Consider the following 13,825-nt stretch of genomic DNA (forward strand, 5'->3'; position numbering starts at 1 on the left):
CGCACGTTCCTCTTTCCTCTGGAGGGCCGCGTTCCTAGTGTCCGCGGGCCCTGGAGTACCCACCGGCAGGAAAGGATTCCGGAACACCTATGACCACCAAGACGGCGAAGGATGTGCTGAGCCTGGCGAAGGAGCACGGCGCACAGATGGTGAGCCTGCGCTTCATCGACTTCATCGGCCGCTGGCGCCACTTCGCGGTGCCGCTGCACGAGCTGACCGAGGGCATCTTCGAGGAGGGCCTCGGCTTCGACGGCTCGTCCATCAAGGGTTGGCTGGAGATTCACAACTCCGACATGCTGGTGGTGCCGGATCCGAACACGGCGGTGATGGACCCGTTCACGCAGACGCCCACGCTGGTGCTGCTGTGCAACGTGAGCGATCCCATCACGAAGGAGCAGTACATGAGGGATCCGCGCAACATCGCCGCGCGCGCGGAGAAGTACCTCAAGAGCACGGGCCTCGCGGACACGGCCTTCTTCGGCCCCGAGGCCGAGTTCTTCATCTTCGACGGGGTGCGCTACAGCACGGACCCGCACCACATGTTCTTCGAGGTGGACTCCATCGAGGGCGCGTGGAACTCGGGCCGCGAGGAGCCGGGCGGCAACCTGGGCTACAAGCCGGGCTTCAAGGACGGCTACAACGCGGTGATGCCCACGGACGCGCACAACGACATCCGCGACGAGATGTGCCGGATTCTCGGTGAGGTGGGCATCACGGTGGAGCGCCAGCACCACGAGGTGGCGACGGCGGGCCAGTCGGAGATCGACTTCCGCTTCGACACGCTGGTGAAGACGGCCGACAACCTGATGTGGTTCAAGTACGTGCTGAAGAACGTGGCGGCGCGGCACGGCAAGACGGTGACGTTCATGCCCAAGCCGCTGTACGGCGACAACGGCAGCGGCATGCACACGCACCAGTCGCTGTGGAAGGGCGGCAAGCCGCTGTTCGCGGGCGAGGGCTACGCGGGCATGAGCGAGATGGCGCTGCACTACATCGGCGGCATCCTCAAGCACGCGCGGGCGCTGGCGGCCATCTGCAACCCGACGAACAACTCGTACAAGCGCCTGGTGCCGGGCTACGAGGCGCCGGTGAACCTGGCCTACTCCAGCCGCAACCGCAGCGCGTCCATCCGGATTCCGATGTTCAGCGCGAGCCCCAAGGCCAAGCGCCTGGAGTTCCGCTCGCCGGACCCGAGCTGCAACCCGTACCTGGCCTTCGCCGCGCAGCTGATGGCGGGCCTGGATGGCATTGAGAACAAGATCGACCCGGGTGAGCCGCTGGACAAGGACATCTACGGCCTGTCGCCCGAGGAGCTCAAGGACGTGCCGAAGATGCCGGGCTCGCTGGACGAGGCGCTCGACTGCCTGAAGAAGGACCACAAGTTCCTGCTCAAGGGCGACGTGTTCAGCGAGGACGCGCTCACCAGCTGGATCGAGCAGAAGCAGAAGGAGGTGGACGCCATCCGCCTGCGTCCGCACCCGATGGAGTACCAGCTCTACTTCGACATCTGAGCGAAGAGGGCGAAGCCCTCGCCCAGAACCCCTCGCCCTCCGGGAGAGGGACGGGGTGAGGGTAGCGAGAGCCCAGGGTTCCACACGGGGCGCTTCCGGGAGACCGGGGGCGCCTCGTCGTCGCTACGAGCCGAGCATTGCGCACGCAATCCGAGCCGCGCACCACCCCGGACGGGCGCTATCTCGTGGTGGAGGGGCGCCTGTGGAGGCGCTCGAACCCGGCGCTCGGGAAGAAGCAGCGCGCGCTGCTGGTGGAGGCGTTGATGCACGCGCGGCGGGACGTGGGCCGCGCGCTGCGCTCCGGCGACGGGGAGGCCGAGCGGAAGGCACGGGCGCGCGTGCACCGGGCGAAGGTGGCGCTCGGGGAGCGGGGGCCGCCGTGGTGGACGGACGGCGCCCCGGACCTCAACCGGCACCTCGTCGAGAACACCCCCTATGCCACGTGGTTTCGCGGCAAGCGGTGAGGAGGGCTACGCGGGGCCCATGCGGTTGGCTTTCGACTCAACAGGGAGTTTAGCCTCGGGCAGACCTAGCATCAGAGGGGGGGTTACAGGTGGCACCTCAGACTCGCGCAGGCCCGATTCTTCGCCTCGGGGATCGGGGAGAATTCGTACGCACCCTGCAGCTTCGACTCGAGTCACTCGGCTTCCATGTCGACGGGATCAATGGTGTTTTCGGTCCGAAGACCTTCAAGGCTGTGAAGGCCTTCCAGAGTTCGTGCAACCTGGAGCCTGATGGGGTCGTCGGCACCAAGACGAGAGAGAAACTTGGCCTCGACGTCCTGGGCCACACCTCCATCGTTCCAGATCTGTCCTGGCTGATTGATTACCGCTCGGGAGGCTCCACGGCGAGCTCCCTCATCCAGGGATACGACGCCAACATCCGCATCACTCAATACGTCCATCCAGCCAGGCAGTTGGCGCAACAGTTCCTGGCAGACGTCGAGAGCGGGAAGCTCTCCCACCTGGAGGGTCGGCAGTTGGCCTCCAGCCAGCGCAATGAGCTGCTCACGTTGACCCGCGAGAAGCTGACTCCCGGAGGGCGAGCATTTTCCGAGGCCATCAAGGACGAGGGCAAGACGCTGTCGGAGCTGATTCACAAGTACTCGCGCAAGCTCCTCGTCGAGTCTCCGGATCTGATGAAGCAGTACGGCTTGAAGACGCTGGATCCCAAATCACCCTTGTTCGATGCGGCCCTGTACGAGCGAACCATCGAAGAAGTCGGGCGCAGCGAGCGGATCTCGATGGAGATCATCAAGGCCGCGGGGCGCACCGGCAAGGCCGTGACACTGATGGCCCGGGTCTCGCGGGTAGCGGGGCCTGTCGGGGCCGGGCTTGGACTGGTCATGTCGGCCTATGAGATCAAGAGCGCGCCCCCAGGCCAGAAGCTTTACGTGGCGGGGAGGGAGGCCAGCGGCTTCGCGGGAGGGATTGTTGGCACCGTAGGTGGCGGGCTGTTGGCGGGGTGGACAGCGTCCCTGGCATGCGGTCCCGCGGCTCCCGTGTGCGCCATCGCCGTCAGCGTCGTGGTCGTGGGAGGAAGCGCCTGGGCAGGTGGCGCCCTGTTCGAGGCTGGCTATAAGGAGATGATGAGTCCGGGGAGGCCTGCAGGTACTGACAAACAGCTCAAGCCCGGTACCCAGCTCGGTGGGGGCGCCTACCTCGACGAGAAAATGCTCATCAGGCAGGGATTGGGCCCTAAACTCTGACTCCGCGAGGCCGCCCGGAAGCAGGGTTCAGAGGATGATTCACATGATGCTCCCCAGGTTTCCGGATGGCTGGCAGGTACGGCAAGGAGCGCGCACGGGAGTCACCATCATTCATGGCTGGGATTCACGGCAGGGCCTGGTGGTGACGCTGGTCGTGGCAGGGGTGCTCGTGCCCCTGTTGCTGGCTGCCAGTGTGTGGGCCGCGCTCGTGGCCTTCCTGACCTGCCTCGTCGTGGGGATGGGGCTGGGCTACCGGCTGGTGATAGCGCCGGAAGGGCTCATCTACCAACGCACCTGGTATGGCGTGCGCTGGCGTCGTCGCCCCCTGTCGTTGAAGACCCCTGTCGTCGAGTGGTCCACCTTCGAGGAGCCAGAGAGCGAAGCCCTCGTTCTGGAGAGCAAGCCCCCCATCACCCTCCCTGCACCGAGAGCGGGTGTGGAGACGTTGAGGCAAGCGCTGCAAGAGGCCATCCAGCGCGCAGCCGCGAGCACCCCAGCTGAACCACGGGGTTGAGAGCCCTTCCACCCCCGATGCTCATGGGCCCCAGATGGACGCGGGGTCCTCGAGCGCATCGCCGATGTGGCGCAGGACGCGAGCGGCGAGCGCATGGTCTGGGTTTGCCCCGCGGCCATATTCCCTCGCCCTCCGGGAGAGGGACGGGGTGAGGGTAGCGAGAGCCCAGGGGTTGCACACGGGGCGCTTCCGGGAGACCGGGGCGCCCCGTCGTCGTTTCGGGGGAGATGACGCCATGTCACCCGGACCGGGATGATGCGTACGCTGCATTCACGGAATCCCATCCCCCCGGAGCTCCTCCATGTCGTCCATCCTTCGCGCGCCCGTAGCCGCACGGCTGCTCGGTGTCTTGCTGTTGTGCCTGGCGTCCCTGGCCTACGCGGACAAGCCGAGCACCCCGCCCCCGGCCGGCACCGTCTTCCCCACCCCGCTGCTCCACTCGCAGGACATCAGCTACGCGGTGCTGCTGTACCACCCCACCGCGCCCAAGGGCGACGTGGTGGCCGACGCGCGCAAGTTGCTGGCGTCCAAGTACAAGGAGCTCGCCGGAGCTTGGAAGCCTGGCGCGCCCGCCCCCGAGGTCGAGATCCGGCCGGTGCCCCCGGAGGAGCTCGAGCCCCTCGAAGGCGAGGCCCTGCGCTTCTACGCACGGAAGCTGACGGAAGCGGAGCTCAAGAGCCTGACGGGAGCGCGGCACGCCACGATGCTCGCCTTCCACGTGCCGTTCGCCCGGCGCAACGAGGCGCTCCTGGCGGCCACGCGCTTCGCCCACCAGCTCGCGGCCGAGCGCGGCGCCCTCCTGTGGGACGCCGAGACGCGCGAGTACTACTCGCCCCAGCGTTGGAAGCAGGAGCGGCTGGACGGCTGGAGCAACGGTGTCCCCACCCTGTCCGCGCACATCACCATGCACGTGTACGGCGAGGGCGAGGGCGAGCGCATCATCACCCTTGGGATGACGAAGCTCGGACTGCCGGACCTCGTGGTGGAGCAGGTGCCACGCTCGATGACGATGGAGATGGGCACGCTCGTCAACGGCGTGGCGCAATTGCTGGCCGAGGGCCTCGAGCTGCCCGCGGATGGAACCCTGAGCGTGGACTTCACGCGCGTGAAGGACGCCAGGGCGAAGAGCCAGCTCGAGGCGAAGACGCAGAAGGGCGCGCGCCGGAGCGCGAAGCTGCGGGCCATCGAGGCCCAACGGGACCGGGGCGACCCGGAGAACTTCCTGCTCGAGCTCTCCTTCCCCGGAAGCGGGACGGTGCATGAGCGGCAACTCGCGGCGCTCGACGCGCTCCTCGGGACGCAGCCCGACGACGTCACGCCCGTCGAGCCGGGTGACCCCGAGCTGGAGGAGGTGACGCGAAAGGCCCGCCTCCGGCTCAACGAGCTGAAGCCGCGCGTGGAGAAGGGATTGCAGCCGCCCGAAAAACTGCTGGTCAAGGCGGGCTTCCGCACCGATAGCGGCAGCTCCGAGCACATGTGGCTCGAGGTCACCGGGTGGGAGAAGGGCCAGTTGCGCGGCACGCTCGCCAACGAGCCGTACGAGGTGAGCGGGCTGCGGCTGGGCTCGAGCGTGAGCGTCCCGCTGACGGAGGTGGACGATTACCTCTACATGCGCCCGGATGGCACCAAGGAGGGCGGCGAGAGCAGCCGCATCCTCATGCGCCGCGAAGGGCAACGCTGAGCCACCCACATGAACCTTCCGAATCCAGGGAAATGGCTCGCGCTCCTCGGTCTGCTGCTGAGCGCATGCGTCACCTCGGCGCCCACCGCGCGTGGGGAGGAGGAAACACCCGAGACCGTGTCCGACTCATGGGAGGAGGCCCGCGCGGACCCGAGCTGCGTGGTGCCGCTATGCGACGGAGAGCGCTGCGCACTCTGGCGCTGCCAGGACGTGGTGGAGGTGGAGTCCCATCCCGTGCTGTTGGCCCAGGCGATGGCGCCGGCCCAGGCGCCGATCCTGGAAACGGCGCCGATGCTCCGCAGCCCCTGGGTGGACAATCCCAGCCGTTGGTGGGGAGTCCCGCTGGGTGCGCCCGTGGGAAGGGAGCCCGTCTTCGAAATCCCCTGGCACAACTGGAGGGAGAAGGAGCGCGAGCGGCTCGCACAGAAGACCTACCGCCACTTCTGCATCCAGGGTCCGTACGAGCCCTACGAGAAGCACCACATCTTCCCGCAGCAAAAGGAACTGGCCGAATGGTTCGACGGAAGTGGCATCGACATTCACGCCTTCACCATCCGCCTGCCCAGGAGCTTCCACCAATGGTTGCACAGTGGAGGGCCCCAAGGCGGGCAATGGAACGAGGCGTGGCGGCAGTTCGCCATTGCGAATAGAACGACCGCCACCCCGGAGGACATCTGGCGGTTCGCGGGCGAGCTCATGATGCGGTTCGGGGTAAACGGCCCACTCGTGCCCTACCATTGCGATTGAGAAGACGGGGGAGCACACCCATGCAATACTTCGTCATTGATGAAGACAGGTCCGCTGGCTACACGGGCTTCGTCGACGCCGCACACAAATGGAGGCTTCCGGGCATCCGCAACTGTCCTGTCTGTAAGGCCACCTGGAGTGGTGCCGGTTTCGCGTATCCCTCCGTGGATCTGACCCCGGTGGCCGCCCTGGCCGATTTCGAGAAAGCCCGGCCCGAGCCCATCGAGGAATATGAACGGTTGCGTGAGCTGGTACGTCCCCTGCTGCCTCCGGGTGCGCTGTTGGAGCCTGGTACGACCTTTGGCCCCGCAGTCGGCAATGCCCAGGGCCGCTTCGGATCCTTCTCCATGAGCTGGCTCGGGGCGCTGAGGGTGCGGCGCGAGGCCCTGGAGAAGCTCCAGGCCGAGGGCCTCCGAGGACTCAAGGGCTGCCGCATGGAGGTGCGCTTCCGCCAACGCAACGCGCCCGAGCTCCTCGAGCTGGAGCTCCTCCCCATGGGCCGCCTGCACCCCGACTGCCTTCCCCCAGACAGAGAACCTCCCTGCCCCCGCTGTGGCCGTCCTCGAGTCCACAAGCCCAAGGAGCTCCTGCTGGACGCCCGCACGTTTCCCGGTGACCTGGACCTGTTGCGGTTGGCGGACTACTCCGTTGAGATCTGCACCGAGCGCTTCGCCGATGCCTGCCAACGCCTGGGACTGGATGGCCTGACCTTCCGCCCCGTACCCGTCGCGTGACCGCTCACGGGGGAGCCGAGCCAGACGCGGCAGGGCCCCAGGTGGACGTGGGGTCCTCGAGCGCATCGCCGATGTGGCGTAGGACGCGAGCGGCGAGCGCATGGTCGAGCAGGCGCGCGTCGAAGGTGCAGGAGAGCGTCATCACCTTGCCGGGCACGAGCGAGCCCCCCTCGAGCACGGGTGCGTCGCGCACGGCGCCGGGAGCGAGGTAGAGGGCCACGCGGGTGTAGGGCACCATGGCCAGCCACGCGCGCTCCAGCCCGATCGAGCCCACGTTGGACACGGCGACCGAGCCGAACGGGTCCCTCGGCATGCCCACCCACGCGAGGTCCACGTTGAGCGTGTACCAGACGAAGGACAGCAGGTTGAGCACGCCATTCATGAAGAGGCCGGGAACGCGCGAGGAGCGCCGCTTGCCCCGCTCGATGACGGCGTCCCGTCGCTGGCGAACGCGCTGGATACGCTCCTCCATGGCGTTGACGAACCCCTGGAGCGAGAGCGTATCCGCATCGGGCACGGTGGCCGTGGTGAGGTCCACGCGGCCGAGGTGCTCGGGCTGCACGACGAGGACACAGACGCTCACGTGCTTGCGCAGATAGGGGCGGTTCCAGCGCAGGATGGCATTGGCCTCGGGGTAGCGGCGCACGGCGTCGGCGGCGGCCTTGGCCACCAGGTGCGTCACCGTGATGCGCTGGCCCGAGCGCTCCCGGAACGCCTCCACGTACGCGAGCGCGCGCTCCATGCGCACCTCGATGGAGGCATAGGCACTCGGGTCCTGGGGGGACCTGTAGCTGCCGCGTGCGAGCCGCCGCAGGACGTGCCGCGGAAGCGTGGGGTGGGAGGAGCTCACGGACTGCCGGGTCCTCTATCACGTCCACCTCCTGACGTGCCCTTCCCCGCCCGGTGGCGCCCTCGCGGCCCGCCCGTCATAGATGCGACATGCGCACCTGCCTCGTGCTGTCCGCACTCGTGTTCCTCGCCTCCTGCTCCGGCTGCCGCAAGAGCCAGGCGAAACAGCTCGCCGCCCCCGACTGCATCCTCGTGGAGAAGGACTTCGGCTCCGACGGCACCGTCCCCATCACCGTCGATGTCGTCGCCGAGGGACTCGAGGTGCCCTGGGGCCTCGCCTGGCTGCCGGGAGGCGACGCACTCGTCACCGAGCGCCCCGGCCGCATCCGCCTGCTGCGCAACGGCGCGCTCCAGCCCGCTCCCGTCGCCACCGTGAACATCGCCAGCAGCAGCGAGGGCGGTCTGCTCGGCATCGCCGCCCACCCGGACTTCGCGAGCAACCGCCAGTTCTACGTCTACGTCACCAACGACGTGCAGGGCTCCACCCGCAACCACGTGGAGCGCTGGACGCTCTCCGAGGACCACGCCAGCGCCACCTTCGACCGCGTCATCTTCGGCGACATCCCCGCGTCCAAGTACCACGATGGCGGGCGCATCCGCTTCGGCCCCGACGGCATGCTCTACGTGGGCACGGGCGACGCGCGCGAGCCGGACAACGCACAGAGCCTCGACACGCCCTCGGGCAAGCTGCTGCGCCTCACCCCCGAGGGCGAAGTGCCGTCCGACAATCCCTTCCCGGGCAAGCCCGCGTTCCTGCTCGGCATCCGCAACCTCCAGGGCTTCGACTGGAAGGACAGGGACACGCTCTACGTCGCCGACCACGGGCCCAGCGGCGAGCTGCTGCGCCGCGGCCACGACGAGGTCAGCGTCGTGCGCAAGGGGGACAACCTCGGCTGGCCCACCCTCTACAGCTGCGAGGCCTCCGAGGGGCTCGTCACCCCGTCGCTCACCTGGGACGAAGCGGTGCCCCCGGGCGGCGCCGCCCTCTACACCGGCACCGCCATCCCCGAGTGGAAGGGCTCGCTGCTCATTGGCTCGCTGGGAGCGAAGCACCTGCACCGCGTGGTCTTCTCGCAGGAGAACCCGCGCCAGGTCGCCCAGCACGAGGTGTACCTGCGCAACACCTGGGGCCGCCTGCGGGAAACCATCATGGGCCCGGACGGCCACCTCTACGTCACCACCAGCAACTGCGATGGCCGGGGGGACTGCACGGCGCGCAAGGACCTCATCCTGCGCATCCGCCGCTGAATTCTCCGAGGGAGCCGCGTGCCCATGAGTGCCGGCACGCGGCTCCTTCCGGCTCACCAGCTCACGGAGTCGACCTGCACCGTGCCGGACCAGGCGGCATCGGTGAAGAGCTCGAGGCCGAGCTGGTACAGCGGTGACGCCGCGTTCGCGGGCACCTGCACGGTGACGGTGTTCCAGCCACCGGCCTTCAGCGCCGTGCCGGCGACCCACGAGCCCGTCCACTGCCAGCCGCCCGCCGAGCCCTGCTGCACATAGGGCTGGACGCCGGAGATGCGGCTGCCCGTGGGGAGCCAGAAGTGGAAGGACACCGTGCGGCCCGAGGGGACGGCGGGATTGAGGACGTAGACCCGCCCCATGCCCGCCGCGCTGGCCGCCATCGTCACCGCGAGCGAGCGGCTGCCCGCGTACGCCCGCGTCGTGGACGAGGACACGCCCGTGGCGGGCGCCGAGGACGCCCAGCCCTGCGGGCCCGACTCGAAGTTGTACGGCGCGCTGTCCGTGCCGGTCGCCGTGGTGGGCGGCGGCGTCGTGGTGGGCGGCGGCGTCGTGGTGGGCGGCGGCGTCGTACCGCTCGAGGCGCCCGCGGGGAGGGCCAGGCCACCGGCCTTCAGGAAGGCGCCCGCGCGGGTCTTCAGGTAGAGCTGGCCGTCCGAGCCGTAGTCGCTGGTGTGCGAGGCCTGCTGGCCCTCGCCGCGTCCGAACAGCAGCGCGATGACTCCGGCGCTCGCGAACTTCTCGCGGTGCGTGGCGCCGTTGGTGCCGAAGAAGTACTCGGTGCGGTTGTCCTTGTAGCCCGAGCTCGGCACGCTGCTGGAGAAGGGCGTGTTGCGCTGATTGGAGTTGCCCTCGGGGATCTGCCAGAGCACCCAGCGCTTGCCCGAGGTCACGTTCCACAGCCGCAGCCACTCGGCGTAGCGGTTGAAGCTCTTGGACGAGAGGGAGGCCGTGTCGCTCGCATCCCACCACCGGTTCTGCCCGTACTGGGCATAGAAGTCCGCGTCGCGATCGAGCGGGTCTCCCACGAGCACGTCATAGGTGGCCCCCGTGGCGTTGGGCCCCAGGCCGAGCGGCTTGAGGAAGTTGTAGACCTTGTCGACCTCGGGCTGGAGCGGATCCGTCACGGAGAAATAGGCGAGGTCCTTGCCACTGGCCCACCCCGAGATGTGGATGCCGAGGATGACGTTGCTCGCGCCCACGGCCTTGCGCAGCTGTAGGAAGGCGAGCCCCCAGCCAGCCGCCGTGTTGGGCAGCCCCGCCAGTTCCGGCAGCCCCGTGTCCGCCACCGCCGAGTAGGCATTGGGATTGTTCCCCGACTGCTGCTGCATGTACCCGTAGCCATCCGCCTCCATCAGCACGAGCACGGGCTTGCCGAACTCCCGGGCCCTCTGCATCAGCACCTTGAAGTCGGAGAAGTAGCTCCGCATGGTGCTGGCGTTCTTCGTCTTCTCGTAGAACTGGCCCTCGCCACCACCGGCCTCGTTGTTGACCTGGTAGTACTCGATGGCCGGGAGGAAGCCCTGCGCGGCGGACTCCTGCATGTACTTCAGGCCGAAGGTGCCGGGCAGCTCCGTCTGGGCCGCGAAGCCCCAGTTGTTGAGCCAGCCCTTGGTGAAGTAGCGGTAGCGCACGTCCCAGGGCACGGCGCTGTCCTTCATCCACGTCTGGCCGGTGTCCTCGAAGAGCCCCACCAGCAGGCGCGAGGGCAGGCCCGTGGGAATCGAGCCCGCGGGAGGCGTGGACGCGAACGTCTCCAGCGCGGCCTCGCGATTCTCCAGGCGGGTATCCGTGTTGTCGGAAGCGGCGTCTCCCGGCGTCTCGGGCCCGCAGGCCACGGTCGCCAGGAAGGCGAGGGATAGGAGGAGGTGTTTCATGGAACCCCCGAACCGGAGGCCCCTCCCTCCTCATCCCGGCCGCCCCGCCCCTCCCGAGGCTTCGGGACGGGGGCTCGCTTCCCTGCTCCCCGGGCGCGCGGCTCGTCACCTGGTTGCCGCCGATGACCACGGGCGGGTGCACTCAACCAACCCGTGCAGCCACCGCGCGCATCTGCAATCTTGGCCCCGCCGTGCACCTCAAAATGTCCCTCATCATCGGCCTGATGGTGGCCGCCAGCGCGCTCGCCATCGCCTCCAAGCGCGTGCGCATTCCGTACAACGTCGCGCTGGTGGTGGGCGGACTGCTCATCTCCGTGGGAGGCATCCTCCCCGGAGTGCCTCCGCTCAACCCGGAGGCCGTCTTCCTCGTCTGCCTGCCGCTGCTGCTCTTCGAGGGCGGCATCACCGCGGACGTGGCCAACGTGCGCGCCAACCTGCTGCCCATCGCCATGCTGGCCACGCTCGGCATGGTGCTCGCCATCGCCGCCACCGGCACCGCGCTCCACTTCGCCCTGGCGCTCGCCTGGGGGCCCGCGCTGCTGCTCGGGGCGATGCTCGCCGTCACCGACACCGTCTCCATCCTCTACGCCTTCCGCCGCGCCCCCGTGCCCCGGCGCCTCTCCGGCATCATGCAGGGCGAGAGCCTCTTCAACGACGGCACCGCGCTCGTGGCCTACGCGGCCATCGCCAGCGTGGTGGTGGGCGGCGAGGCCTCGCTGCCCCTGCCGCTGCTCGGCGCCAAGGTGCTGGGGGCCACCGTGGGGGGACTCGCCATCGGCCTCACGCTGGGGCTGGTGGCCAGCTTCGTCATCCGCCGCACGGAAGACCCGCTCGCGGAGATCATGGTCACCACGGCGCTGGCCTTCTCGGCCTTCGTGGTGGGCGAGGAGCTGCACCTGTCGGGCGCCATCGCGGCGGTGACGGCCGGGCTGAGCACGGGCATCAACCTGCGGCGCCACGTGGCCGCGCAGAGCCAGGTGGCCCTGCACACCTTCTGGGAGTACGCCGCCTTCGGGGTGAACACCTTCCTCTTCCTGTCGGTGGGGCTCACCACGAAGCCGGAGACGCTGGTGCGCTACATGCCCCAGACGGTGCTCGCGGTGGTGTGTGTGTTCGCCGGGCGCGCGGTGGCCATCTACCTGCCCTTCCTGCTGCTGCGGCTGGTGCGCCCCTCCGAGGCCGTGCCCCTGCGCTGGCAGCACGTCTTCGTGCTCGGCAACATCAAGGGCGCGCTGTCCATCGGCCTGGCGCTCGGCCTGCCCGAGGACACGCCCGCGCGCGAGCTGCTGGTGGCCATCGCCTTCGGCGTCACCTTCCTGTCGCTGGTGATTCAGGGGCTGATGCTCTCGGGGATCCTCAAGCGGCTGGGGCTCTTCCGGGAGGATCCGGTGGCCTACGCGGTGGCCGAGCAGCAGGCGCGCCTCATCTCCAGCCGCGCCGCACGCCAGGAGCTGGAGGTGCTGCACGACCAGGGGCTCATCCCCCGCGCCGCGTACGAGCACCTGCGCAGCGACTACCAGGTGGGCATCGCCGGCGCCGAGCGCGAGCTGCGCCGGCTCAGCGAGCAGCACCTGGAGCAGGGGGCGAGAATCGTGCTGGCCACACGCCGCCGGCTCATCGACGCGGAGCGCACGGCGCTGTTGTCGGCGAGGCGCTCGGGGCTGATTCCGGAGGCCACGGCCGAGGCGCAGCTGGCGAAGCTGGACGAGCGCGCGCTGAAGCTGGAGCACGTGATGTCGGACGCGCACGACGACGAGGCGGGCAGCGGGCTGGAGCACGTGCGGACGGACACGCGCGACGACGAGGCGGGCAGCCGGAGGAAGACTTCATGAAGATTGTCATCGCGGGTGGCGGACGGGTGGGCGGAGCGCTGGCGGCGCGGCTGGTGGCCGAGCACCACCAGGTGACGGTGGTGGAGCGGGACCAGGCCACCTGCAACCGCATCTTCGAGGACATCGGCGCGGTGACGGTGTGCGGGGACGCCAATGATCCGCACGTGCTGGACTCGGCGGGGATTTCCAACGCGGACATCGCGGCCGGGGTGCTGGCACGGGACGCGGAGAACCTGGCCTTCTCCACGCTGGTGCGCTCGATGAGCAGCGCGCGGGTGATGGTGCGCATGCTCGACAGCCGCTACCGCGCCGCGTACCGGCTGGCCGGGGTGAGCGAGCTGGTGGAAGAGGCCGAGGTGGTGGTGGCGAAGATGACCACGGCCATCGACTTCCCGCAGGTGGCGGGCTCGCTGCCGCTGGCGGCGGGGACGGCCATCCTCTTCGAGCTGGAGGTGAGCGCGAAGTCGCTGGTGTCCGGGCGCACGGTGGCGCAGGTGCGCGGCCTGCCGGAGTTCCCTCGCGAGTGCGTGTTCATCGGCCTGGTGGACCCGGAGGGCCACATCACGCTGCCGGACGGAAACACGGTGCTGCGAGCGGGGCACACCATCATCCTCGTGGCCCGCCGCGCCGAGCTGGCCCGGGCCGTGGAGTGCCTCACCGCCGAGCCCCAGCGCCAGGCCGACACGCCGCTCGCGGAGATGTTGCGCAAGGTGGACTTCCTCGCGCCGCTGAACGACGAGGAGCTGGCCACGGTGGCGCGCGGCGCCGAGTACCTGCGCAAGGAACCCGGAGAGGCCATCTTCAAGAAGGGCGACGCGGGGGAGACGTTCTACGTGGTGGTCTCCGGGCAGGTGAACCTGCTGGCCGAGGGAGGCCGCATCGTGGAGGTGGTGAAGCCCGGAGGCTTCTTCGGGGAGATCGCCCTGCTCACCGGCGAGCCCCGGGCCACGAGCGCCACGGCGGGCACGGCGTGCGAGCTGGCCAGCGTGGGGCGAGATGACTTCCGGGGGGTGGTGATGGCCAACCCCGCCATCGCGCTGGAGATGAGCCGCATCCTCGGCCAGCGGCTGGCGAAGATGGCGCAGCAGGACAAGGGGCCGCAGAAGCGCAGGGGCTTCTTCGGGCGCTGA

12 protein-coding genes are annotated in these 13,825 nt (G+C 68.9%); 10 read left to right on the forward strand and 2 right to left on the reverse strand.

Features of this window, described 5'->3' with window-relative positions; translation table 11 throughout:
• Positions 1–89: 89 nt before the first annotated feature.
• The 7 genes from glnA to ACJ8AN_RS30930 all read left to right on the forward strand — a co-directional run bounded on the left by glnA (position 90) and on the right by ACJ8AN_RS30930 (position 6,895).
• Entirely contained in the window at positions 90–1,511 is a 1,422-nt protein-coding gene (gene glnA / locus ACJ8AN_RS30900) for a type I glutamate--ammonia ligase (protein ID WP_407759116.1), read from the forward strand.
• Between the two features lie 137 nt (positions 1,512–1,648).
• Positions 1,649–1,975: a hypothetical protein gene (locus ACJ8AN_RS30905; protein ID WP_407759117.1), complete on the forward strand. Its 327-nt coding sequence runs from the start codon at positions 1,649–1,651 to the stop codon at positions 1,973–1,975.
• An 89-nt stretch (positions 1,976–2,064) separates the two neighbouring features.
• Positions 2,065–3,219 carry a peptidoglycan-binding domain-containing protein gene (locus ACJ8AN_RS30910; RefSeq protein WP_407759118.1) on the forward strand — a complete coding sequence of 385 codons (1,155 nt, stop codon included), beginning with the start codon at positions 2,065–2,067 and terminating at the stop codon, positions 3,217–3,219.
• Positions 3,220–3,262: 43 nt separating this feature from the next.
• Entirely contained in the window at positions 3,263–3,733 is a 471-nt protein-coding gene (locus tag ACJ8AN_RS30915) for a hypothetical protein (protein ID WP_407759119.1), read from the forward strand.
• Positions 3,734–4,034: 301 nt separating this feature from the next.
• Positions 4,035–5,414 (forward strand): DUF2314 domain-containing protein, encoded by a 1,380-nt coding sequence (locus tag ACJ8AN_RS30920; protein WP_407759120.1) that lies wholly within the window; start codon positions 4,035–4,037, stop codon positions 5,412–5,414.
• A 9-nt stretch (positions 5,415–5,423) separates the two neighbouring features.
• Positions 5,424–6,161 carry a TIGR02269 family lipoprotein gene (locus ACJ8AN_RS30925; protein ID WP_407759121.1) on the forward strand — a complete coding sequence of 246 codons (738 nt, stop codon included), beginning with the start codon at positions 5,424–5,426 and terminating at the stop codon, positions 6,159–6,161.
• Positions 6,162–6,181: 20 nt separating this feature from the next.
• Positions 6,182–6,895 (forward strand): double-CXXCG motif protein, encoded by a 714-nt coding sequence (locus ACJ8AN_RS30930; RefSeq protein WP_407759122.1) that lies wholly within the window; start codon positions 6,182–6,184, stop codon positions 6,893–6,895.
• Positions 6,896–6,899: 4 nt separating this feature from the next.
• Here the strand turns inward: ACJ8AN_RS30930 and ACJ8AN_RS30935 are convergent, their stop codons facing one another.
• A complete protein-coding gene (locus ACJ8AN_RS30935; protein WP_407759123.1) occupies positions 6,900–7,745 on the reverse strand; it encodes a 2-oxo acid dehydrogenase subunit E2 in 846 nt (281 codons plus the stop codon).
• Between the two features lie 89 nt (positions 7,746–7,834).
• Here ACJ8AN_RS30935 and ACJ8AN_RS30940 point away from each other — a divergent pair, with 89 nt between their 5' ends.
• Entirely contained in the window at positions 7,835–8,992 is a 1,158-nt protein-coding gene (locus tag ACJ8AN_RS30940; RefSeq protein WP_407759124.1) for a PQQ-dependent sugar dehydrogenase, read from the forward strand.
• A gap of 53 nt (positions 8,993–9,045) precedes the next feature.
• Here ACJ8AN_RS30940 and ACJ8AN_RS30945 read toward each other — a convergent pair whose 3' ends face one another.
• Positions 9,046–10,863 carry a hypothetical protein gene (locus tag ACJ8AN_RS30945; RefSeq protein ID WP_407759125.1) on the reverse strand — a complete coding sequence of 606 codons (1,818 nt, stop codon included), beginning with the start codon at positions 10,861–10,863 and terminating at the stop codon, positions 9,046–9,048.
• 203 nt (positions 10,864–11,066) lie between these two features.
• Here ACJ8AN_RS30945 and ACJ8AN_RS30950 point away from each other — a divergent pair, with 203 nt between their 5' ends.
• Both ACJ8AN_RS30950 and ACJ8AN_RS30955 read left to right on the forward strand, forming a co-directional pair.
• Positions 11,067–12,695, forward strand: coding sequence for a cation:proton antiporter (locus ACJ8AN_RS30950; RefSeq protein WP_407759126.1), 1,629 nt, complete (start codon positions 11,067–11,069; stop codon positions 12,693–12,695).
• Positions 12,692–13,825, forward strand: coding sequence for an NAD-binding protein (locus ACJ8AN_RS30955; protein WP_407759127.1), 1,134 nt, complete (start codon positions 12,692–12,694; stop codon positions 13,823–13,825). Before ACJ8AN_RS30950 ends, ACJ8AN_RS30955 begins: the two co-directional genes overlap by 4 nt.

Source organism: Archangium sp., assembly GCF_045802675.1.
In the GTDB taxonomy this organism is placed as follows: Bacteria; Myxococcota; Myxococcia; order Myxococcales; family Myxococcaceae; genus Archangium.

Excerpts from the sequence above, each read along its gene's own strand:
- ACJ8AN_RS30915 (WP_407759119.1), top strand. The coding sequence starts at position 3,263 with ATGATGCTCCCCAGGTTTCCGGATGGCTGGCAGGTACGGCAAGGAGCG.
- ACJ8AN_RS30940 (WP_407759124.1), top strand. The coding sequence starts at position 7,835 with ATGCGCACCTGCCTCGTGCTGTCCGCACTCGTGTTCCTCGCCTCCTGC.
- ACJ8AN_RS30930 (WP_407759122.1), top strand. The coding sequence starts at position 6,182 with ATGCAATACTTCGTCATTGATGAAGACAGGTCCGCTGGCTACACGGGC.
- ACJ8AN_RS30955 (WP_407759127.1), top strand. The coding sequence starts at position 12,692 with ATGAAGATTGTCATCGCGGGTGGCGGACGGGTGGGCGGAGCGCTGGCG.
- ACJ8AN_RS30945 (WP_407759125.1), bottom strand. The coding sequence starts at position 10,863 with ATGAAACACCTCCTCCTATCCCTCGCCTTCCTGGCGACCGTGGCCTGC.
- ACJ8AN_RS30920 (WP_407759120.1), top strand. The coding sequence starts at position 4,035 with ATGTCGTCCATCCTTCGCGCGCCCGTAGCCGCACGGCTGCTCGGTGTC.
- glnA (WP_407759116.1), top strand. The coding sequence starts at position 90 with ATGACCACCAAGACGGCGAAGGATGTGCTGAGCCTGGCGAAGGAGCAC.
- ACJ8AN_RS30950 (WP_407759126.1), top strand. The coding sequence starts at position 11,067 with ATGTCCCTCATCATCGGCCTGATGGTGGCCGCCAGCGCGCTCGCCATC.
- ACJ8AN_RS30925 (WP_407759121.1), top strand. The coding sequence starts at position 5,424 with ATGAACCTTCCGAATCCAGGGAAATGGCTCGCGCTCCTCGGTCTGCTG.